General features: G+C 49.4%; 12 protein-coding genes and 1 pseudogene. 7 read left to right on the top strand and 6 right to left on the bottom strand.

Annotated features, from left to right (window positions below; translation table 11 throughout):
- Window positions 1-77: 77 nt before the first annotated feature.
- Window positions 78-227, bottom strand: a pseudogene (locus tag QUA54_RS24360) (DUF4277 domain-containing protein); the annotation flags it as partial.
- Window positions 228-514: 287 nt separating this feature from the next.
- Between QUA54_RS24360 and QUA54_RS24355 the strand changes: the two are divergent.
- The gene (locus QUA54_RS24355; protein WP_333416659.1) at window positions 515-706 is read left to right on the top strand and encodes a hypothetical protein; all 192 of its coding nucleotides are present in this window, start codon (window positions 515-517) and stop codon (window positions 704-706) included.
- A 312-nt stretch (window positions 707-1,018) separates the two neighbouring features.
- On the opposite strand, the gene QUA54_RS24350 is transcribed toward QUA54_RS24355, so the two are convergent.
- Complete coding sequence (locus tag QUA54_RS24350; protein WP_333416658.1) at window positions 1,019-1,420, bottom strand: biopolymer transporter ExbD; 402 nt, start codon at window positions 1,418-1,420, stop codon at window positions 1,019-1,021.
- Window positions 1,404-2,063, bottom strand: a complete 660-nt coding sequence (locus QUA54_RS24345; RefSeq protein ID WP_333193230.1) for a MotA/TolQ/ExbB proton channel family protein — start codon at window positions 2,061-2,063, stop codon at window positions 1,404-1,406. Before QUA54_RS24345 ends, QUA54_RS24350 begins: the two co-directional genes overlap by 17 nt.
- A gap of 119 nt (window positions 2,064-2,182) precedes the next feature.
- Here QUA54_RS24345 and QUA54_RS24340 point away from each other — a divergent pair, with 119 nt between their 5' ends.
- The 4 genes from QUA54_RS24340 (at window position 2,183) to QUA54_RS24325 (ending at window position 8,086) form a co-directional block, all read left to right on the top strand.
- Window positions 2,183-2,326: a hypothetical protein gene (locus QUA54_RS24340; RefSeq protein WP_333416657.1), complete on the top strand. Its 144-nt coding sequence runs from the start codon at window positions 2,183-2,185 to the stop codon at window positions 2,324-2,326.
- 489 nt (window positions 2,327-2,815) lie between these two features.
- Window positions 2,816-4,351, top strand: a complete 1,536-nt coding sequence (locus QUA54_RS24335) for a TonB family protein (RefSeq protein WP_333416656.1) — start codon at window positions 2,816-2,818, stop codon at window positions 4,349-4,351.
- Window positions 4,352-4,453: 102 nt separating this feature from the next.
- Window positions 4,454-5,530: a hypothetical protein gene (locus QUA54_RS24330; RefSeq protein ID WP_333416655.1), complete on the top strand. Its 1,077-nt coding sequence runs from the start codon at window positions 4,454-4,456 to the stop codon at window positions 5,528-5,530.
- A 468-nt stretch (window positions 5,531-5,998) separates the two neighbouring features.
- Window positions 5,999-8,086, top strand: a complete 2,088-nt coding sequence (locus QUA54_RS24325) for an acylase (protein WP_333416654.1) — start codon at window positions 5,999-6,001, stop codon at window positions 8,084-8,086.
- A gap of 116 nt (window positions 8,087-8,202) precedes the next feature.
- Here the strand turns inward: QUA54_RS24325 and QUA54_RS24320 are convergent, their stop codons facing one another.
- The 3 genes from QUA54_RS24320 to QUA54_RS24310 all read right to left on the bottom strand — a co-directional run bounded on the left by QUA54_RS24320 (window position 8,203) and on the right by QUA54_RS24310 (window position 13,847).
- Complete coding sequence (locus tag QUA54_RS24320) at window positions 8,203-9,465, bottom strand: MFS transporter (RefSeq protein ID WP_333416653.1); 1,263 nt, start codon at window positions 9,463-9,465, stop codon at window positions 8,203-8,205.
- Window positions 9,466-9,555: 90 nt separating this feature from the next.
- A complete protein-coding gene (locus QUA54_RS24315; RefSeq protein WP_333416652.1) occupies window positions 9,556-10,737 on the bottom strand; it encodes a PepSY-associated TM helix domain-containing protein in 1,182 nt (393 codons plus the stop codon).
- A 272-nt stretch (window positions 10,738-11,009) separates the two neighbouring features.
- The gene (locus tag QUA54_RS24310) at window positions 11,010-13,847 is read right to left on the bottom strand and encodes a TonB-dependent receptor domain-containing protein (protein ID WP_333416651.1); all 2,838 of its coding nucleotides are present in this window, start codon (window positions 13,845-13,847) and stop codon (window positions 11,010-11,012) included.
- A 124-nt stretch (window positions 13,848-13,971) separates the two neighbouring features.
- Between QUA54_RS24310 and QUA54_RS24305 the strand changes: the two genes are divergently transcribed.
- Entirely contained in the window at window positions 13,972-14,142 is a 171-nt protein-coding gene (locus tag QUA54_RS24305; protein WP_333416650.1) for a hypothetical protein, read from the top strand.
- A 506-nt stretch (window positions 14,143-14,648) separates the two neighbouring features.
- On the top strand, window positions 14,649-23,237 hold the full coding sequence (locus QUA54_RS24300; RefSeq protein ID WP_333416649.1) for an amino acid adenylation domain-containing protein: 8,589 nt from the start codon (window positions 14,649-14,651) through the stop codon (window positions 23,235-23,237).
- The last annotated feature ends 53 nt before the right edge of the window (window positions 23,238-23,290 follow it).

The raw sequence follows: 23,290 nt of genomic DNA, 5'->3' as shown, positions 1-23,290 counted from the left end.
GTCATTAGACAACCATATCGGTGCAATCTGGTATTTCATCCATCATTATAATGCATCATTACTTGTTTAGCACTACCCATTACTTGTCCGGGGCTGACTGTTTCTTTGGTTTTGATACCCACTTTTTTGTTGACTTCTTCTACCAATTCCATCTCATCTATTATCCCCCCTACTATTCCCAAGTGGTCTAAATTTACGATATTTATCCCTGATAATGGCTGGTTCATGATTTTTAGAGTTGCTTTACAGCAGAAATCTATTATACACTAAAAACTCCCAAACGATTGCACGGCAATCGTTTGGGAGTTTATTGTTGCCGAATCTATCTTCCTTTACCTCTGCTTGAATATCTGCGGAATGTGGGATTTTAAATTGGGAACCCCTGGCAGCCAGGCGGATAGCCTACTTATCTTGGGATTAGCCGTCTACCCAACAGCGTAGGAAGTGAACTCGGATTGTGTCTAAAGATGATTTTAGACAAGTTTAGGTAAGTTTCACGAAGCAGTGCGATCGGATGTGGATCGGGGAAACGGTTAAAAGATACAAGGGTAAAGCAGCCAAGCGCAAAAAAGAGCGGACGGTGCCGCTAACTATCGAACTTCAGCAACTACTTCTCAACCGCAGACCAAGTAATTTTCAACCAGACGATCCTACTAGGACTCACAGATTGTTTCCGGCGCTCTCGCCAATATTCACAGTATTCTGAAAGAGTACAATCTGGATACTTTTCCATCATCAGAGAAGAGACAATTGAGCCTTGTGCGAGTGTAAGACTCTTTTCATACTTCCACCATGTTTTTTTTGGTTGAAGATGACCAGTAATTTGTTTTTATTTCAAGAGTTTCTGGACAAAGACTTTACTCACATCAAATCTGGCCGCTACTTCCCTAATTGATGTATCACCTTGTTGATATGCTTTAACTATTTTTTCACTCGTCTACCTCAAATAAGGTTTCATTTCTTCCGCTTATCTACTGAATTTAGTGTCCCACATATAAATGGAAGATGCTGTAGCTCTCTACTTTCTGGTAGCAATCCCTAACTTAGCTCCCTTAATTCGGCGTAATATATCCATAACTTCCACAACATTTCCGTGATAGACGCTTTTATCGGCATTCAGCACAATTAATGAGTTCGGATTTGACCCTATCACCTGTCGCACCCTACTCTCGATCTGGTCTAAGTTGACTAACTTTTTATCAACCATTAATTTTCCCTGAGCATCAATGGTGACGGTAACTTTAGCAGGCGAGTCCTGAACTTGAGACGTTGATGCTTTCGGTAAATTTACGGGCAAACCCTGGGATTTGGATAAAGACAAAGAGGAAACAATTAGAAATGTCAATATGGCGAAGACTACATCAATCATTGGCACGATGTTGATCTGGGGAATATTATCAGGTTCATCGGGTAGACGCATAGTTAGATTCTCTTGGTAGTTTTTCGTAGCGGTGACGGTACAATAACTCTAGCTGGCCTCCGGCTTCCTGAATATAAGCTATCTGCTGTAAGTAAAACCCGCGAAACATATTGGCAAATAGGAGCGTAAAAATTGCCACCACTAACCCCAGTGCCGTAGAGATGAGGGCTTCGCTAATCCCAGCGGTAACACCTGCGGCATTGGTGCCCGTGGCATCCCCCAGTTTGAGGGAACCAAAGGTAGTAATTAACCCCAAAACAGTTCCGAGCAACCCAAATAACGGGGAAAGGCTGATAATGGTATCAAATATTGTATTGAATCGCTTCAGGATGGGGATTTCTGCCTGAGCGCCACTCTCTAGGGCCAAACGAAATTCTTCGATGTTGGGCGAGTCTAATTCTAAAGCTTCTAAAAAAATCCGGGCTAGGGGCAAATCGCCGTTTACTTGTAACTTTTTGATGGCGGAATCGGGGTTTTGACTGTATATCTGTAGCACTTCCCGCACCACTCGCCGCTGCCGCCGATTTACCCTAAACCAAAAGGCAAGACGCTCTATGATCAGCGCTACTGCTGCGATTGATGAGGCAAACAGCGGCCAAGCAACAATGCCTGCGGCCTTAAAAATGTAAATGAGACTATCCATTGGTTTGTACTCTCGCTAGCTCTGTTGAATGATCGCAAGCTGCCTAATGGTGCAATTAGCCCGATCGAAGGCTGGTAGAGTTTCTACGTCAAGTCGGTATAAGTGATTCAGACTGCGAATTGTTTGACTCAAGCGCGATCGCGATCGCACAAACGCACTACCTGTATGTGACTATCTTCGTCTTTACCCAAAATGCTTCTACTGCGATCTCGACCGATTTTTCTCCCAGTGCTTGCTTGCTAAAGATTTGCGTTAGGACTTGACAATAATCTTCAATAATTTAAAAGATTTTCAACTAGGTTTCCACAAAATTCAGTGTTTGTCAAGCCATCATCCACGATTTTAAATAACATTTGCTTATAAAAATAGTATTAATTATTTGTGATTATTATGTAACCAGCTTCTCTGAAAAGCTTGAGAATATTGAAATTTATTGGTAGATTACGGGCTAAAGTATTGTATTTAAGGCATTGTGGAACCTTGCCCTGCCAGAATCAGAACATTGACAGCACCCACGAGAGCGACGTAGGCGCACGCAAAGGAAATGCTGATTGGTAGCGTCTACTCGCTATATCAAAATAAAATAATGAAAATTAATTGCAAGAGTCTTGAACAGGGTGACAGTCTTCTTATAGGATGGGTAGGTTCATCATTGATAGCAAGCTCAAGCGGCAGTTGGTAGCTTGTTTCGGGTGATGTGGGAGAGCCAGCGAGGATGTTGCCAACCCATCCATAAAGGAGATTGATAAGGCATGAGTTTTTCAAATGTTTCGGCGACGCAAAGACAACAACAAGAAGAAGGTCTCAAAAAAGTTCTGGCGCTCAGTCTGTTAGCCTCAACCTTACTGCACGGTGTCGCGCTACCGTTGAGCCTCAAGTTGGTCAAACCTGCTGAATTTGCAGATGAACCCATTGAAGTTGTTATGCTTGATGAGCCCAAAGTAGAGGAAACCCAGCCAGAGAAGGCTCTTGAAGAAAAGGTATCTCCCCCGCCTGAGACGTTCAAACCAGAACCGCCACCAGAGCCAACTCCCCCAGAGGAGTCACCGGTAGCGGCAACGCCTCCGCCGATTCCAGAGGAGCCACCGGTAGCTGCAACGCCACCACCGATTCCAGAGGAGCCACCGGTAGCTGCAACGCCCCCGCCGATTCCAGAGGAGCCACCGATAGCGGCAACGCCACCACCGATTCCCAAGGAGCAACCGGTAGCGGTAACGCCACCACCAGAGATTAAGAAAGAGCTGCCCTTAACGGAAACTTCGCCACCAGATCCTATCGAGCCTTCCCCCGCACCTCAACAGGATTTCAATTCCCCAGAAACTCCTAAAACCCCGATCGCCGAGGAACCCGAAACCCCCTCGCCCGAGCCTCCAAAAAGCGAACCACCCGTTATCTCCTCCCGCCCCAAGGGTGCTGGGAGTCTCCCAGACTTTACAAAAGATGCTGGAAATCCCAACTCCTCCGACAGCCCTGAAAAAAATAACCCGCTCTCCTCATCTGCTTCGGCGGGTAGTGGGGAGCCTTCCTCAGAGCCATTAAATCCTTCTTCCGGGCCCATACAGCGATCGCCCGGGGCTGGGTCGCCAGTCACAGCTACTAGGCCCGGAGGCGGTGGCAATTCTGGAAATGCGATCGGGGATGTAGGAAACCTCGCCTCCTCTGATAGCCCCGGAGGAAGTGCGTCGAATTCACCATCCGGTGCCAGCGAAAATGGCGACATACCTTCCTCAGAGCCATTTGCGGCTGGTTCGGGGCGATCGCCCCGAACGCCTGGGGCTGGTTCGCCAGTCACAGCTACTAGGCCAGGAGGCGGCGGCAATTCTGGAAATGCGAGCGGAGGTTTAGGAAACCTCGCCTCATCTGGTAGCCCTGGAGGTGGAGGCCCTGGAGGAAATGCGTCGAACTCATCACCCGGTGGAGGTGGAAATGGTGGCGGGGGTTCGTCAGGGCCATTTGGCAGCGGTTCGGGGTCGGTGCCAAAACCGACAAATCCAGGAAGAGGGGGGAGTCCTTCGCGCCCGAAAGGCCCGGCTCCCGGCACTTGCATTAGCTGCGGTAAACCTGAATATCCGAGCGCAGCCAGAAAACAAGGGCGGGAAGGCCGAGTGGAAGTCATGTTTGACGTTGACCCCAACGGTAAGGCATTCAACATCGCGATCTTGACTTCGAGCAATCACGAAGACTTCGATAGCGCAGCGATTAAAACAGTAGAAAAATGGAAATTTGCCTCATCAGAGACTGGCATCCAAGGAAAAACAGCATCCATTACCTTCCGGCTCAATGACTAGGGATTTTTTTGAGCCTCTAGCAATGTGGCTGGGAATTGTATAGCACCGTCCCAGGAATAGCAAAGTTAAAAGTTGAATTTTTTGTGAATTATGAATTTGGTAATGTCGTCAGCAATCATATTAAGTAAACTTCAGCGAGTTGGACTCGCTCTATTACTTGGTTCCAACTTGGGAATGGCTCTGTTGTTTGCCAACCCTCACAGCGCAATGGCAGGAGTAATTACTTTACCCGATGGCGGACGTTGCGAGGGAGAATTGAGTGATGGAAAACTCAGCGGCCCCAGCATCTGTCAATATGCCAACGGCGATCGCTACGAAGGTCAATTTCTCAACGGCCAACCTCACGGTCAAGGCATTTATACCTTTAAAGAAGGAGGTAAATACCAAGGAGAATTTGCCTTGGGTGAATTCAACGGTCAAGGTGTCCGCGAATTTGCTAACGGCAACCGCTACGAAGGGAGTTTTAAAAACGGTGAGTTCGATGGTACAGGAACTTTTACCTCAACTAACGGCATTCGTTATGAAGGCTCTTTTACCAATAGTTCCCCCAGCGGTCGAGGGGCTTTTACGTTCAGTAATGGCACTCGTTGCGAAGGAGATATTAAAGAAGGAAAAGTTAACGGCAAAGGCGTCTGTCAATATGCTAATAAGAACCGCTACGAAGGAGAGTTGCTGAATAATCTACCTCACGGGCAGGGAATTTATACCTTTGCTGAAGGAGGCCGTTATGAGGGGCAATTTAGTGAAGGGCAATTTCACGGTAAAGGGGTTCGCGAATATCCGAACGGCAACCGCTATGAAGGAGAGTTTGTGAAGGGCAACACTCAAGGTCAGGGGTTGTTTACTTTTAAAGAAGGGGGACGTTATCAAGGGTTGTTTGAGAATGGAGAATTTAGTGGTGAAGGTGTCCGTGAGTTCGCCAATGGAAATAGCTATAAAGGCACTTTTGTCAAGGGTAAAATGAGCGGGAAAGGAGTTTACGTTTTTGCGAATGGCGATCGCTGCGAAGGCGAATTTAGCGAGGGTCAGTTCAGTGGCAAAGGTAGCTGCATTTACGCCAATGGCGATCGTTATCAAGGTGAATTCCTCAAGGGACAAAAACACGGTCAAGGTTCGTACATCTATGCAGACGGAACGAAGGTAGAGGGAAATTGGCAACAAGGGCAGCTTCAAAAATAACCTTATAACCTATCTCTCCCTACTTGTTTCCTCCCCTCCTCACCAATGACATAATGTGTTTTACAGTCGGCACACCTGCGTTTGATAGCGCTTTTCAATTTGGTGAGGGTAGGGGAGGGCTTTTAATTTCACATCCGATTTACATAGGGTGTTTTTTCGGATTTTCTGGATTTCTCGAAGAAGAGTTATTTTTTTTTACGGCAGATCTATGTGTATAGCAATCCTCGCATCATTTGTGAATTTCTTACGGACTCCCAGCGGGTTCGGGGAGGGTTGGGGTGGGCTAAAAAATTTACGACTAATTTAGGATTGCTATACACGTAGAGAGGTTACGTTTTGGGGTATCGGATTTGGTATAATTTTTTCTCTTGTTCTCCATAAAAGAGATTTAAATACTCGGCGTTTTGTTCGTGCAGCTTGTTGAAAAGGCTGCAATGTCTAAGTTTAACCCTAGCAAATTAATTTCCCGTGTTTATACAACTAAAAAAACAAGGCCAGCGGATTGTCTCGTTATTAATGAGTTTTATCTTAGTTTTGCTCCTCAATAATTGGGTTCAAGCCGCCCCTCAAACCGGTACTCAAATTCTTTGGGATACCTATGGAATTCCACACATTTACGGAGAGAATACTAAAAGCCTTTTCTACGCTTTCGGGTGGGCGCAGATGCAAAGTCACGGTAATCTGATTTTGCGTCTTTACGGGCAAGCTCGCGGGCAAGCTGCCGAATTTTGGGGCGAAGATTATCTGGAATCCGATCGCTGGGTGCAAACTATGGGAATTCCTAATCGCGCCAATTTGTGGTATGAATCACAAAATCCCATTTTTCGCAACTATATCGATGCTTTTGTTGGCGGAATGAATGCCTATGCAAAAGAACACCCAGAGGCGCTCACCGAAGAATTAAAGGTAACATTGCCCCTCAAACCGGTAGATGTATTGGCACACGCGCAACGCGTCATCAATTTTACTTTTGTAGTCGATCCAGAACGCGTTGAAGATCTCGCTGAAAATGACACCCCCAAAGGCTCTAATGGTTGGGCGATCGCTCCTTCCCATTCTCAAAGCGGCAATGCCATGCTATTGGCAAATCCTCACCTTCCTTGGTCGGATTTATATTTATGGTACGAAGCACAACTGGTTGCCCCAGAAATTAACGCTTACGGAGCGACTCTCGTCGGATTTCCAGTATTAACGATCGCCTTTAATGACAACTTGGGATGGACTCATACTGTCAACACTCACGATGGCTGGGATGCCTACGAATTGCCCCTCGCTAACGATGGCTATCGCTTCGATGGCAAAATCCGAAATTTTGACAGGGAAGAGAAGGTTTTAAAAGTGAAAGAAAAGAATGGGAATTTGCGATCGGAATCTCTTGTAGTGCGGCGTTCTGTTCACGGGCCGATTCTCACAGAAAAACAGGGCAAGGCGATCGCCCTGCGCGTTGTCGGACTCGATAAACCAGCAGCCCTTCAGCAGTGGTGGGATATGGCACGATCCAAGAATTTTTCTGAATTTGAAGCCGCTTTAAAGCGCTTGGAAATTCCCATGTTTACCGTCATGTATGCCGATCGTGAGGGGCATATCATGCACTTGTTTAACGGTCAAGTCCCCATACGCAAAAATGGAGATTTTAAATACTGGTCAGGCACGATCCCAGGCAATACATCAGAGACTTTGTGGAGCAAAAATCATCCCTATGCGGACTTGCCGCGCGTTGTCGATCCGCCCAGCGGTTGGTTGCAAAATACCAACGATCCGCCTTGGACAACGACGTTTCCCAGTGCGATCGCACCGGATAATTATCCCGCCTACATGGCACCGCGCGGCCCGATGAGCTTGCGATCGCAGCGATCGGCAAAAATGCTCTTAGAAGATGAAAAAATCTCTTTCGATGAATTGATGCAATACAAACATTCCACTCAGGTAGAACTCGCCGATCGCCTCCTCGACGATTTAATTCCCGTCGCACGGCAAGGCAGTGCTCAAGCGCGCCGCGCTGCGGAAGTTCTCGCCACTTGGGATCGCAAAGTCGATGCTGACAGTCGCGGTGCGGTGCTGTTTGCCTTTTGGAAACAAGCGATGGATGCCGATCGGTTATTCGCCAAACCTTGGAGCGAAGATGCGCCGCTAACGACGCCAGACGGGTTGGCAAATCCTGCCGAGGCGGTGCGGGTGCTGGAAGCGACAGCAACCAAAGTTGAGGTAACTTATGGCGCGTTAGATGTGGCATGGGGGGAAGTATTCCGATTGCCTGGGGAGGCGAATCTGCCGGCAAATGGAGCTGACGCTGCTTTGGGTGTATTTCGCTCAGTATGGTTCGCTCCAGGGAAAGACGATCGCTTTCAAGCGGTTGCGGGCGATTCTTTTGTCGCTGCGATTGAGTTCTCGAATCCGGTCAAAGCGATGGCGCTAAACAGTTACGGCAACGCCACTCAACCTGGTTCGGCCCACGCAGGCGATCAGTCGCAGCTCTTTGCTCGCAAGGAATTGCGCCCCGTATGGCGATCGCGATCGGAAATTGAAGCTCACCTGAGTTCGCGCCAGAAACTCTAGGAGAAGGAAGAAGGAAGAAGGAAGAAGGAAGAAGGAAAAAGGAAGAGGGAAGAAGGAAGAGGGAAGAGGGAAGAGGGAAGAGGGAAGAAGTTAAAAGACCTCTCTCCGTTTTCCCTTTAGGCATCGCGCAGCAGTCGGCAAGCATACCCACCGACTGCAACGAGCAATAAGCCCAGCGCGCAGATAGCGTATAACAAAGCCATGCCAGCACCGGCACCTGTCCCGATAATTCCGCCAAAAATAGCTGCTAAAAAACCTCCCGGTTGCATAGCGGGTTCAAAGACGCGATCGGCAAGTGGCCCTGCGATCAATAAACCGATCGCTGACGCCAATTGCACGATAACTGCTCTGGTAGCAAAAACGCGCCCCTGTAATTCTGGCGGGACTTTCGCCAACCACATCGCCTCGTTGGAACTGCCGAGGATGGGGAAATTGAAAGACGAACAAAATTGAGCGGGAATCCAGATGGAAAGCGCCTGACCGAAAGCAAAGACTATTTTACTCAAGCCCGCGCCTGCCATGCCGAGCAGAAAGCCTCGGATTCGGCGTTTGGGACCGCCCCAAATACTGACGATCGATGCTCCTAAAACGCCCCCGGCGCCGGCGGCTGAAAGGATAGTACCTAGGATTCTGGCATTGTTGCCGGTGCGTGCCAGAATCATCGGTGAGTAGAGGGCTCCGCCGAGGTCGTGAGCGAACCAGAATAACGAAACGGACACCAGCAAGGCAAGCAGGCTGGGACGCTCGACGATGTAGCGGAATCCGAAGCTGAGTTCTTGCAATAGGTGAAAGCGAGTCGGCTGGCGATTGGAGGCGATCGCGGGCTGGGGTATTTTGACAGATACTAGGGTGGCGATCGCGATTGTAAAAGTTGCCAGGTCGATCGTAAAAATCCCGCTCAACCCAATCGCAGAATAGAGAATCCCCGCCAGCGTCGGGGCAATAATACTCGCGCCGTAAGTTGCCAAAAAACTTAAACTGCTAGCGCGGCTGTAATGCTTTTCTGGCATCATTGTGGCGATGGCTGCTGAGTAAGCTAACTGCTGAATTTGGTCAAAAATTCCGTTAATCGCAGCCGCTACATATAAATGCCATAGTTGCAGGTTTTGGCTGATATAAAGTAATAGGATCGCGAGCGTTAACAGAGCTGCAACCGCATCACCGATCGCCATCAAAAATTTTCGATTCCAGCGATCGACGAGAATGCCAGCAACCGGAGCGAGCAAGATGCGCGGCAATTGAGTAAAAAACATCAATAAAGCCAAAGCTGTCGCTTGATGGGTGGACTCCCAAATCCAAATAGTCAGCGCAAACCCGGACATAGCGCTGCCAATCATCGAAGCAGTTTGTCCGAGCCAGAGTTGAATAAATTTTTGCATGAAATACGCGATTAATAGGATTTAAAATTCATAGGGTCGGGGTTTTTAGGCAGGAGAATGACACCCGCATAAAATCGCACGCCGCTCTCATTAAAACCAAGGCCATTGCTGGCTAAGGGGAGATAATTCTTCATATTGCTGTCTCGCCTCCTTGCGGTAAAATTGCGCCAAATGCCGCTGCCGCCACATCATTACACCCGTAACAAACAGTACGATCGCTGCTAATCCTGCGATCGTGTGGGCCAGCCGCAAGTAAATTCCGCCATAACTGCCAATATGTAGCGGATAAAGCGAGTTGAGAATTCGATTTGCTACAGAAGCTGAATTTACATTGTCAGCCTGCAATATTTCGCCACTGTATTGGTCGAGATAAATGGTGCTAACCCCGTTTGGGTGCGGGTCATTGGGAAATTTTTTCCGTACTTGAAAAGTTGCTTCAGGTGTCAAAGGCAGAGAAATAAAAGTGGTTTTAGCTTCCGTCCAAACGGTATTAACTTGGTGTAATATTTTATCGAGGTTTTGCCTCGAACTGCTAGAGTGGCGATGAGAAGTCAATGCTGGTTGTGGCTTTTCATTCGTTAGCCAATACAGAGTCGATTCAACCGGCGCGTAAAAAATTATCGCTGTCCCTGTAGCGGAGATGAGTATGAGAAAAGCGACCGATACAATGCCAGAAACGTTATGTAAATCAAATACAGTCCGCTGCCAGTGAGCTTTCCAATTAATAGAAAATCCGCGAGCCAAATTGCGCCAACCCCTCCACAATACCAAGCCCGTAAAAGTTAGTCCTAGCATTACTATACCGCAAATACCGACAACAAGATGACCTAATTCTCCTCCAGCTAATTCCGCGTGTAACGTAAAAATAAAACCTGTAAAACTTTCTTTCCAAAGGCGCGCACCATTAATTTCTCCGCTGTAAGGATTGACATAAACACTAACTATTTCCTCACTCTTTGAAAGCATCGAAACTTGACAAACTTCCCTCGCCGCTCGCGGCAGCAAGATACTAAGAGCTTGATTTTGCGGATAAGCTTTTTCGACAATTTGCAGGACATTTTCCAGCGGTATCCGTTCGGCTTGAGGAATTACTTGCAGAAGTTGGGGATTGAAGAACCGCTCGATTTCGGGACCGAAAACCAGCAAGCTGCCGGTTAAAGCAATTCCTGCTAGAAATATTCCTACCACCAACCCCAAATACAAGTGCAGTTTGAATGCGAGTTTTCGGAAATTCATCTCGAAATTTTTCTCAAAGCCGTTAACTGTTCTCATTATCTAACCCAAGTTGCTAGTTATAATTAGACGCCCCCAACCCCGCAGATTTCTGGGGATTTTAGAGTATTCTTCCCAAATTTGCGGAGGGCTTTTAGAGTTACCCCGAAGCTTGGGGGTAGATTTGTAACTAGCAACAAGGGTTTCTCAGAGGGAGAGCCACCCTTGTTATCATTACCAGAAAAACACCTGATAGCGACAGTTAGGCGGCCAGCGCTTTCCTCGCAAGTCCCAACTTTTTCATCAGCATGAAATCCCCAGCCGATAAATAATTACCAGTTAAGGCGGTAATTAACACTGAGAGTCAAACCTCTGCCTGGATAATTAGAGCTGTCCGAGCCAAATCCAGCTATGTATTGGGAGAGGACCGGAAAATATTGATTATTCAATAAATTCTCGACTTTGACTTGTAGCAGCCCTTTTCCCAGTTGAATTGTACTGATGTAATCCAGTGTGAGATAGCTGCTAATTGGGCCACCATCCGACCCGTCTTTGAAGGCCCGATCGCGATTTCCAGAATATAATAACTGTAACCGATTGTTCCATCCCTGCAAAGTTTCGTTTTCGAGATAAGCTGTTAGCTTGAGCGGTGGAATTCGGGCGCTATCGAGGGCGAGGGAACGGCCATTGTCGTCGTCATATTCGCCTTGAATATAAGTAGCAGTACCGCCGAGCGACCATGCTCGTCCAGGTTGCCAATCCACAGTCCCTTCTAAGCCGTAAATGCGTTCTGGGGCGCGGATTAGTTCCAGGCGGCCTGTGTTGGTAACTGGTTGAAAACTCACTCCTAAATCGGAGGTATTGTAAAAAGCGGCAAGCGACATTTGCACGGATTGCCACCCTCCTCGAATGCCAATTTCGTAGTTGTTGACTTTTTGCGGTTCAGTTACTTCTAACGAAGATTCAATTCCGACAAAATTGTCGGGGGGTTCGCGGAGGATGCGGCCGAAATCTGGAACTGAGAAACCTTGAGAAAAGTTGCCAAATATGTTGAAGTTGTCAGTAATTTTATACACAGCCCCTGTATTAAACAGGGTGGCGTTAAATTTGCGCTCTCCTCCTTCAATCCGGCGATCGTTAAAAGTGGTATAATCATTGACATCTAACCCGATGCGTTCGTGACGTATCCCGCCACTTAGAATGACGATATCGTCAATATTCCATTCCAATTGACCGAAAAGGCCAAGGCTGTTGTAAGTGTAAGGAGGAACGAAAGGACGCTCGGAAATTTTCCGGTAAACCCGACTACCAGTTGCGTCAAATCTCTCCGTGTCGTACAAGTCGAAACGCTGTCTGCTATCTTCAGTAACATAGTCAGAACCCCAAGTTAATCGAAGATTTTCGGCACGGGACAAAGGAGTAGTGATCGCCAGTCTACCTCCTATCTGTTCGCTCTCGGCTCGCGAACTAGCAACGCCGACAAACGGACCATAGAACTCGGACGTGCGGAAATCTGAAGGAACGCCTACATTGGAATTCGTTCGATAGTAGATTTGACTTTGAAGGCTGCTGCCAAAAAGGTTTTGGTTGGTGTAAGTTAGGTTGAGCTGTGTACTTTTATTTCCCGGTGTTTCCCCGTCGATATCTAAATTTCCGGTTCGGATGGCGCGGGCTTTTTGCCGTCCTTCCCGATCGTCAACGCTAAAGTCTGAGATCACATTGGGATCTTGGGTTTCCCGATAGTGATTGACAGTTAGTTGCAGCCGCTGTTGGCTGCTCAAATCTACCCCGACTTTGCCCAGGACGTTGAAGAGGGTGCTGCTATCTCCGCCGAGTTCAAAAAAGGGAATGCGATCGCCTTGGGCATCATAAAAAGCCCCAGTTCTAGAGAGCGAGACAGTGCCGGTGAAATCGAAATTGCCCGATCGGCCAGAAATAGTTTGCTGAGCGTTAAAGCCTAGAGCATCTTCTGTGTTTGTTAAAGCGCTACTGACGCCCACTTCAGTAATAGCAGTTAGCCTTTCCTCAGTTGGCCGGCGACTAATAATATTAACCACGCCACCTGTAGCCTGAGCGCCGTAGATTGCCGTAGACCCCCGCACTACTTCAATGCGTTCGACCGCGCTGGGATCGATGTTTCTAAAAAATCTGCCAAAAGATTGAAGATTAGTGGTTTGTGGCACGCCGTCAATCAGAACGGAAACGTCGCGACCCCGCAAAGTTTGTCCGTAAGTTGCCGTACTTTGAGTCGGGGGCGCAAAACCGGGAACCTCATTTGCCAGAGCTTCCCCGATATTTCTCGATGGCCCTGCCTGCTGCTGAATTTCTTCTGAGTCTATCACCGTTATAGAGCGCGGCACGTTTGTCACTATTTCTGCGGTTCGTGTTGCAGTGACGACGATTTCAATCGGGTCTCTCCCCACCTGTGGCGTTATAGCGGGTGGCCGGGGTGCCGTCCCTGGTGGCTGCGCTGTCGGCGGCAAGGGTTCTCCGGGTGTCCCTGGTGGCTGCGCTGTCGGCGGCAAGGGTTCTCCGGGTGTCCCTGGTGGCTGCGCTGTCGGCGGTAAGGGCTCTCCGGGCGTTCCTGGTGGCTGCGCTGTCGGCGGTAAGGGTTCTCCGGGCGTTCCTGGTGGCTGCGCTGTCGGTGGCAAGGGTTCTGCGGGTATCTCTACCGGCTGCCCTGTCGGTGGCAAGGGTTCTCCGGGTGTCCCCGGCCGCTGTGTTGCAGGAGCCGGTGCAGGCGGGCGAGCAGTCATCTCCGAGGTGGGTTTTAAGCTGAGAATCAGACCCGCAGCACCAGGAATCACCCGTGCTACTGGTTGACCCCTCTCGCCAATGACTTTGATTCGGATGCTGTTGTTATCTAAACGAGTAACGGTGACAGAAGCAATTCCCGCAGCCGGCTTGTCTTGACGAAACTCATTTCCCCCCGGCAGTCGCAGTTGAGCGGTGATGACATCAGCTTGTAAAGTTTCGCCAAAGCTGGTACTGAAGACTTGCAGGGGTCTTCCATCTTCAGTGTCTAGGATGATTTCAATGCCTTCTGACGTGGGGTTGAGGCGAACTGCCGTCACCTGCGCGATGTTGGAAGCGCACGCCGACTGAGCGACTACCGCCGACACGACTCCTGCCAGCCCAAGGCTACTTAATAATTTCTGCGATCTATTCATTACTCTTGAATCAACAATTGATAGAACTTCGGATATGTTGTTGGCGTTGTTTGCACAACACAATGTCAGAGCATGGCTGCTCTTCTCTGGCTCCTAAAACTGACCTGCGGAAAATACGACCTCGTTGTCGGGCGCAGTTCGAGCCGATTCTCCCGTCGCTAGCGGCCTTTGTCTGGGAATGCAGGAGGCGCATAAGGGCGAACTCCTCAGTCCGGTGGCGCTCTGGACGATCGACCACGGTTGGCACCTTGCTCAGTTAAAGGAAGTAGTCGCTGGACGCTTAATGAGAAAGTGACTTAATTAGATAACAGAGCACTTACATCTGTCAAGAGTTAACTAATGAAAACTAATTTCATTTTTATATAGGGGGTCTGACCCCTCTCTCTGGTTGGCACCACTTGCCTATTATGATTGCTTGTCAGGGCTAGACAAACGATCGCCTAAAATGCTATGGCAATAGTTAGAAAAGATTGTCATATACAAAACCATAGGAGTCAACAAACTTGCCAACGACTCTTGACAATAAATATCATCTAGCCTAGTATACTTAAAGTCGATAGCCGTGAAGCCCCTGAAGCTGATATCGAAGCTGGCTCGGACTGAAATCGCCCCGGAGCAATTGCCGAACAGCGCGATCGACAACAAAACGTGAAAACAAACGCTAATACACGAATTGAAGACTCAAACGCGCTGATGGGAGACTCGTAACGCCGACAACTGTTCACAGAAAGTCTATGTGGAAAGAATTTGGCGGAACTGGTTGGCGTACTGCAAACAAGATTTATTAGGTAAAAAGAATCGATGAGTGACGCAAGCATTAAGGGAAACCAACTCACCGAAAGTTGTACAAATTTAGTAGAACTCCTACAAAACAGAGCGTTACACCAACCAGATCAGAAATATACTTTTCTGTTAGACGGAAAAACTGAAACCGCCAGTTTGACTTATCGAGAGTTAGATGCGATCGCCCGATCGCACGCAGTGCGACTTCAGACATTGGGGTTCACTGGCGAACGAGCCTTACTGCTTTTCCCGCCAGGATTGGACTATCTCGCCGCCTTTTTTGGATGCTTGTACGCCAAAGTTATTGCCGTTCCCCTCTATCCGCCGAAGCTGAAGCGGAATTTAGCGAAAATTAGCGCGATCGCCCTAGATGCAGGAGCAACAGTTGCGATCGCTCCCGCGCGACACCTGGAAAATTTAGAGCAGCTATGCGAGCAAGCGCCGGAACTCAAAGCGATGCGTTGGCTGAGTGCAGAGGAGCTTTCCGATGACGGCGAAAAGTGGCAGCAGCCATCCATCCATCCCGACGAAGTGGCTTATCTTCAGTACACTTCCGGCTCAACCTCCACCCCCAAAGGCGTAATGGTGAGCCACGCCAACGTTTTGTACAACATCGAATACATTCACCGAGGCTTTGACCACGATTCCGAGAGCGTTGCGGTAACGTGGCTCCCACCCTTTCACGACATGGGGTTAATTGACGGATTGCTCAAACCTTTGTATCTGGGAATTCCCTCTTACTTCATGCCGCCAGCGGCGTTTATTCAGAACCCGATGTGCTGGTTGGAAGCGATTTCGCGCTACAAAGCTACCCACAGCGGCGGGCCAAATTTTGCTTACGACTTGTGCGCTAGCAAAATAAGCAAAATCTTGGGCGATCGCCAAAAAATGCTCGACTTGAGTAGTTGGCGCGTGGCCTATAACGGCGCAGAACCCATTCACAAAGAAACCCTAGAAAGATTTACCAAAGCTTTTGAGCCCTGCGGTTTTCAGGCGGATGCCTTTTGTCCTGCTTACGGAATGGCTGAAACCACGCTAAAAATTGCCACGGTTCGCAGCGGGACAACACCAACTTTCTTACCTGTTGACGCTGGGGCGCTGGAAAATAATCAGATTGTAGAAGTTTTGGAAGGCGATCGTGGCGCGAGAACTTTAGTCGGCTGCGGTTTCCCTGAATTTGGCACTAAAGTTGCGATCGTCAATCCCGAATCTCTGACGCAATGCCAGCCGCAGGAAGTCGGAGAAATTTGGGTAGCTGGCGAAACAGTTGCGCGAGGCTATTGGAATCGCCCAGAAGAGACAGAAAAAACCTTTCAAGCATATCTTTCAGATACCAGCGAAGGGCCTTTTTTGCGAACTGGAGATTTAGGCTTTTTACGCGATCGAGAACTGTTTATTACAGGGCGACTCAAAGATTTGATTATCATCCGAGGTCGCAATCTTTACCCCCAAGATATAGAAAGAACAGCAGAGCGCAGCCATCCCAGTTTGCGGCAGGGGGCGATCGCGGCATTCTCGGTGGAAGTCGCAGGCGAAGAACAGCTCGTTATCGTGCAAGAATTACAATCTCGCAAAGCGCCGGATAATACCGAGGAAATTATCAGCGCCATCCGCTCCAGCATTGCTCAAGAATATGAAGTGCAAGTTTATGGAGTAGTGCTGATTAAGCCGGGAAGCATTCCGAAAACGACCAGCGGTAAAATTCAACGTCGCGCCGCCTATGCCGAGTTTCTAGATGGCAATTTGGAAGCTGTCGCCATTAGCGTTTTAGAGTTAGCTGATTTTGTTGAAATAGAGAATCGCCTCACCCGAGAAATTCTGCTGGCAGCAGAGTTAGAAGAACGGCAGTCACTACTTGAGGCTTACCTTTGGCAGCAGGTAAACCGCCGGGGAATGAATTCCCCTGCTAATAGCCAAAGTCGGCTAAAGGCGACGGAAGAGGAATCTTCAATCCACTTTAGTGCCAGCAGGAAAACACAAAATATTATCGATCGACCGCTCAGTAGCTTTGGACTAGATTCTTTAAGAATTTTTGAGTTAAAAAATCAAATAGAGAGTGACTTGGGCGTTACTGTATCGGTTGCAGATTTGTTTGAGGATAGGAGCATTGCTCGACTGGCAGTGCAAATTCTAGAGCAACTGACAGGAAATACCAAAGCAGCCGTCATTGGGCCAGTTTCTCGCTCGCGCCATCTTCCCCTGTCTTTTGCCCAAGAGCGCTTGTGGTTCTTCGACCAATTGGAACCGGGAAACCCCTTCTACAACCTCTGCGGTGCGGTTCGGGTGACGGGGCAACTTAATGCAGAAGCACTCAGGCAAAGTATTGAGAAAATTATCGAGCGGCACGAGGTTTTGAGAACTGCGTTTGCCGCTGTGGAAGGGCAACCGATACAGGTTGTCGCTGCTGCTGCGGGCGATTGGACGCTGCCGCTGATAGATTTGAGCGATCGCTCCCCAGACGATCGCCAGGCCGAGGTGCAAAAACTGTCGGCCCAAGAAGCGCGAGATCCCTTTGACTTGGGGCAAAGCTCTTTGCTGCGCGCCAAACTGCTGCGCCTCGACGAAACAGAGCACGTCTTACTTCTAACCGTGCATCATATTGTTTTTGATGGTTGGTCCCTGGGCGTATTTCTCCAGGAGTTGGCAGAATTTTATCAAGCTTTTTCTAGCGATCGTTTACCCTTGCTTTCCCCACTGCCAATTCAATACGCCGACTTTGCCGCATGGCAGCGCCAGCAGTTGCAAGGAGAAATATTAGAGACGCAACTGGGTTACTGGAAGCAGCAGTTAAGCGGCAGCTTGCCGATTCTAAATTTACCAACCGACTTTCCTCGCCCCGCCGTTCAAACGTTCCAGGGTGCGAGACAAACTTGGGAGTTGCCCAAAGATTTGAGCTTGGCGCTGGTCCAATTGGGCCAGCAAGAAAAAGCCACCCTATTTATGACGTTGCTGGCAGCCTTCAAGACGCTGCTTTACCGCTATACGGGGCAGACAGATATTTTAGTTGGCTCTCCGATCGCCAACCGCAATCGCAGCGAGATTGAAGCATTAATTGGATTTTTTGTCAATACTTTAGTGCTGCGGTCTGACTTAAATGGAAATCCGACTTTTCGAGAGTTGCTAAGGAGCGTGCGAGAAGTGGCATCAGGCGCTTACGCGCATCAAGATGTACCGATTGAGAAGCTGGTCGAGGAGTTGCAGCCAGAGCGAGATTTGAGCTACTCGCCGCTGTTTCAAGTGGGGTTTGCCTTGCAAAACGGCTTGACGCAGACTCTAGAATTGCCAGGGCTGACCTTAAATTCCCATGAAATTGATACCGGAACCGCTAATTTCGACTTGATGCTATTTTTGGAAGAAACTGAGCGGGGGTTGACGGCAACGTGGGAGTACAGCACCAGCCTGTTTCAACCCAGCACGATCGCGCGGATGCACGGGCATTTTCAGATTTTGCTCGAAGGAATTATCGCTAATGCCGATCGGCGCATTTCAGAGTTGCCATTGTTGAGCGAGCGCGATCGGCATCAACTGTTGGTGGAGTGGAATAAGACGCAAGTCGATTATCCGAAAAATTCCACCATTCACCAGTTATTTGAAGCGCAGGTAGAGCAAACGCCGGATGCCGTTGCGGTGGTGTTTGAAAACCAACAACTGACTTATAAAGAGTTAAACCAAAAAGCGAATCAACTCGCGCACTACCTACAACAACTCGGCGTAAAACCAGAAGTTTTGGTGGGAATTTGTACGGAGCGATCGCTAGACGCGATTGTCGGTTTGCTCGGCATTCTCAAAGCGGGCGGCGCTTATGTACCGCTCGATCCGACTTATCCCAAAGAGCGCTTGAGCTTCATGTTAGAAGAAACTCAAGTTCCCGTGCTGCTGACTCAAACACATTTAGCCGAGTCTCTTCCCGCACATCAGGCGCATCTTATTTGCTTAGATTCAGATTGGGAAATTATCGCGCAGCACGGTGAAGAAAACCCAGCGCCGTTAGTGACTTCTAGCAATCTGGCTTATGTAATGTACACCTCCGGATCGACTGGAAAGCCGAAAGGTGCAAGCGTCACGCAGCGCGGCGTCCTGCGGTTAGTCAAAGGAAGTAATTATGCCAATCTGAGCGCGGAAGAAGTCTTCCTGCAACTCGCTCCCATTTCCTTTGATGCTGCAACTTTTGAGATTTGGGGCAGCCTTTTGAACGGGGCGCGATTAGTTGTCATGCCTGCCCATACCCCCTCTTTGCAAGAATTGGGACGGGCAATTCGGCAAAATCAAATAACAACGCTGTGGCTGACTGCTGGATTATTTCACCTGATGGTAGACGAACAGCTAGAGGATTTAAAGCAGGTGCAACAACTGCTAGCAGGGGGCGATATTTTATCAGTTTCCCACGTCTTGAAACTGTTGAAAGAAGCCAAAGGGTGCAGGCTTATTAATGGCTATGGCCCCACGGAAAATACAACATTCACCTGCTGCTATTCGATAACCGATGCCAGTCAAATTGTCAAGTCGGTTGCCATCGGGCGCCCTATCAGTAACACGCAAGTTTATATTCTGGATTCGCAATTGCAGCCAGTGCCGATTGGCGTACCTGGAGAATTGTATATTGCTGGCGACGGGTTAGCGCGGGGGTATTTTAACCGACCAGAATTAACTGCACGAGCCTTTATTCCTAATCCATTTAGCGGCGAGCCAGATGCGCGGCTTTACAAAACGGGCGATCGCGCTTGCTATTTAGCGGACGGCAATATTGAATTTCTCGGCCGCTCGGACAATCAAATAAAGGTGCGGGGCTTCCGCATCGAAATCGGCGAGATTGAGGTGGCATTAAGCCAGCACCCGAACGTGCGACAAGCTGTGGTTGCGGTTCGAGAAGATGAACTAGTAGGAAATAAATGTTTAGTGGCTTATGCAGCGTTCGGCCAAGAGGGCGCGATCGCAGCAAGTGAACTGCGTTCTTTCCTGAAGGAGAAGCTGCCGGAATATATGCTGCCTTCGGCTTTTGTGCTGCTAGAGGCGCTGCCGCTGACGCCGAATGGAAAAGTAGACCGCAAAGCGCTGAGAGCGCCCGATACAGAAAACTTCCCATTAAACGCCGCTTTTGCACCTCGCACTCCGGAAGAACAGTTACTCGCTGAAATTTGGAGTAATGTACTCGGCGTCAAACAAATAGGAATTCGCGATAATTTCTTCGAGTTGGGAGGGCATTCCCTGCTGGCAACGCAACTAATCGCTAAAGTGCGAGAAACGTTTCAGGTAGAGTTGCCACTACGCAGTTTGTTTCAATCCCCGACGGTGGAAAGTTTGGCAGAGGCGATCGCCATCGCTAAAGCGCAGCAGGCGATCGAATCTCGCCCCATTGCGCAACTGCCTGCAATCGTCCCCGATCCTCAAAATCGCTGCGAACCCTTTCCGCTCAATGAAATGCAGCAGGCTTACTGGATCGGGAGAAATAGCTTTTTTGAAATGGGAAATGTCGCCATTCACGGCTATGTAGAAATTGAAGGCGACGATATAGATTTAGAGCGGTTTAGCCTCGCGTGGCAGCGAGTGGTGGAACGCCACGATATGCTGCGCGCGATCGTCCATCCAGACGGGCAACAGCAAATTTTAGAAACAGTGCCAGCTTATGCAATTCCAGTATTAGATTTGCGCGGACAAAGCCCTGAGGCGGTGAATTCCCAACTCGAAGCAATTCGCGAATCCCTGTCTCACCAAGTGTTGCCGCTCGATCGCTGGCCGCTTTTCGAGATTCGCGCCTCGCTTCGGGGCGATCGCCGCATCCGCTTGCACGTCAGCATTGACGCCTTGTGCATTGACGGTTGGAGCTATCAAATTCTCTTCGGAGATTTGGTGACGTTTTACCGCAATCCCAACGCAGCGCTCGCGCCTTTGCAACTGTCATTCCGCGACTACGTTTTAACTGCGATCGCGCTCCAAGATTCCTCATTTTTCCAGCAATCTTTAGAGTATTGGAAAAATCGCCTCGCCACTCTGCCGCCAGCGCCCGAACTCCCCTTAGCCAAGCATCCGAGTTCCCTGACACAGCCTCGCTTCAAGCGCTGGAGCGCTCAGTTAGAGCCGGAAACCTGGAAAAAACTTAAAGCCCGAGCCGCCCGCGCGGCGCTTTCTCCGACAGGCGTTTTGCTGGCTGCTTATGCCGAAGTTCTCAGCCTGTGGAGCAAAAGCCCTCGGTTTACCCTCAACGTGCCGCGCTTCAATCGCTTTGTACTGCATCCGCAAGTCAACGACATTATCGGCGAATTTGCCTCGTTTACTTTGCTGGAGGTAGACAACTCGCGCCGAGAAAGTTTTGAAGTTCGGGCGAAACGCCTGACTCAGCAGCTTTGGCACGATTTAGAGCACCAGTACGTCAGCGGCGTGCGCCTTCTGCGAGAATTGGCGCAACTGCAGGGAAGAACATCGGCGGCACCGATGCCAGTGGTATTCACGACTAATCCGCAGAATAACCCCGGACAAAGCGATTCTTCCATACTGGGCGCGATCGCAGAAATCGGAGATGTTGTTTACGTCGTCGGTCAAACTCCCCAAGTTTGGATAGACAATCAGTACAGCGAAGCTGGCGGCACTCTATTCTTGAACTGGGATGTGGTGGAAGAACTCTTCCCCCAAGGGCTAATCGACGATATGTTTGATGCCTACTGCCACCTGTTGCAGCGCCTCGCAAGCTCCGAGTCAGCTTGGCAGGGAACGGCGCAGTTGCAGCAGCAAGCCGTCGCTAGCGGCATCGAAGCACCGATTCCCGATGTATTGCTGCACGAGTTGTTTGCTCAGCAAGTAGCCTCGCGATCGCAGCAAGCAGCCATGATCGCGCGCGATCGCACCCTCACCTACGAGGAACTATATCTGCGATCGAATCAAGTCGCTCACCGATTGCGGAAGCTGGGAGCTCGCCCTAACCAGTTGGTTGCCGTCGTCATGGAAAAAGGGTGGGAGCAAATCGTCGCTGTGCTGGGCATTCTCGCATCCGGGGCAGCTTATTTGCCCGTAGATGCGGCGCTACCAAAAGAGCGGCTGTGGTATTTGCTGGAAAATGGCGAAGTTGAGATTGTTTTGACGCAATCTCAGTTAAATCAGCGATTGGAATGGCCGGAAAATGTGCGGCGAATTTGTCTCGATACTGACGAATTGGCTGCCGAAAGCAGCGAAGCTTTAGAGGCGGTGCAGGAACCGGAAGATTTAGCGTATGTGATTTATACTTCCGGCTCAACTGGCTTGCCGAAAGGCGTGGCGATCGCGCACCGAGGTGCAGTCAATGCGATCGCTCAGACCAACCAAGTGTTTAATGTGACCGAGTGCGATCGCGCGTTCGCAGTCACCGCACTGCACCACGATATGTCGGTTTACGATATCTTCGGCATCCTAGCAGTCGGGGGCGCGATCGTCATTCCCGATGCCGCACAACGGCTAGACCCCTCTCACTGGATCGAATTGATGGTAAAAGAGCGCGTCACCATTTGGAACTCGGTTCCCCCGATGATGGAAATGCTGCTCGATTACGTTGGCGGACGTTCTGAAGTGTTGCCAGAGTGCTTGCGCTGGGCGTTTCTCGGCGGAGACTGGATACCGATAACGCTGCCTGAAAGGTTAAGGGCGATCGTCAAAGAGTGTCGCGTTGTTAGTGTCGGCGGACCAACTGAAACCACTCTCTGGAACATCTGGTATCCGGTAGAAACTGTTGACCCTTCTTGGAAAAGCATTCCCTACGGATCGCCGATCGCCAATACACGCTATTACATTTTGAATGAAAGGCTCGAAGACTGTCCCGTCTGGGTTGCCGGCGAGATGTGCTGTGCCGGAGTTGGACTGACAAAAGGATACTGGCGGAATGAAGAAAAAACTCGCGCCAGCTTCCTCACGCACCCCGTCACGGGCGATCGCTTGTACCGAACGGGAGATTTAGGGCGCTACTTGCCGGATGGCAATATCGAATTTTTAGGACGAGAAGATTTCCGCCTTAAAATTCGAGGATTCCGCATCGAAGCCGGAGAAATTGAAGCTGCTTTGAACGAGCACCCAGCAGTCAAAGCATCCATTGTCACCGCATTCGGAGAAAAGCACAGTCAAAAACGCTTAGTAGCATATATCGTTCCACAACAAAACGCTGCCCCTGCGGTTGAAGAATTGCGCCAATTCCTGAGCGAAAAACTGCCCGATTATATGGTGCCTTCTGCCTTTATAATTCTGCAGGCGCTGCCGCTTTCTGCGAACGGCAAAGTTAACCGCAAGGCACTGCCTGAACCTGATGCCGCAATTCCAGAAGCAAAGATTTTTGTGGCACCGCGCACCTCCGTTGAGGAAATGCTGGCGCGAATTTGGTCGGAGATTCTCGGCATCGATCGAGTGAGCGTTAGCGACAACTTTTTTGAATCGGGGGGAAATTCCCTGCTAGTAACGCAATTGGCAACCAAAATTCGCCAAAATTTCCAAGTTGAGCTGTGCCTGCGCGATTTGTTGGAGGTACAAATTTTGTCGGGAATTGCGGAAAAAATTTCTGAGATTAAGAGTCAAAAAGCAACCCTTCAGGAATCGGCGATCGCGCCAGTTTCACGAGCCACTTACCGCAGGAAGCTTTCTTCTTTAAGCCAATAGCAATAATTCTCGCTAACAGTGTTTTTTCTTCTGGCCTCTGCCTTTTAGTTAAC

This window comes from Microcoleus sp. MOSTC5 (genome assembly GCF_036701825.1).
Taxonomy (GTDB): domain Bacteria; phylum Cyanobacteriota; class Cyanobacteriia; order Cyanobacteriales; family Microcoleaceae; genus Microcoleus; species Microcoleus asticus.
The sequence above is the reverse complement of the archived record's forward strand: the minus strand, read 5'-3'. Positions and strand labels throughout refer to the sequence as shown.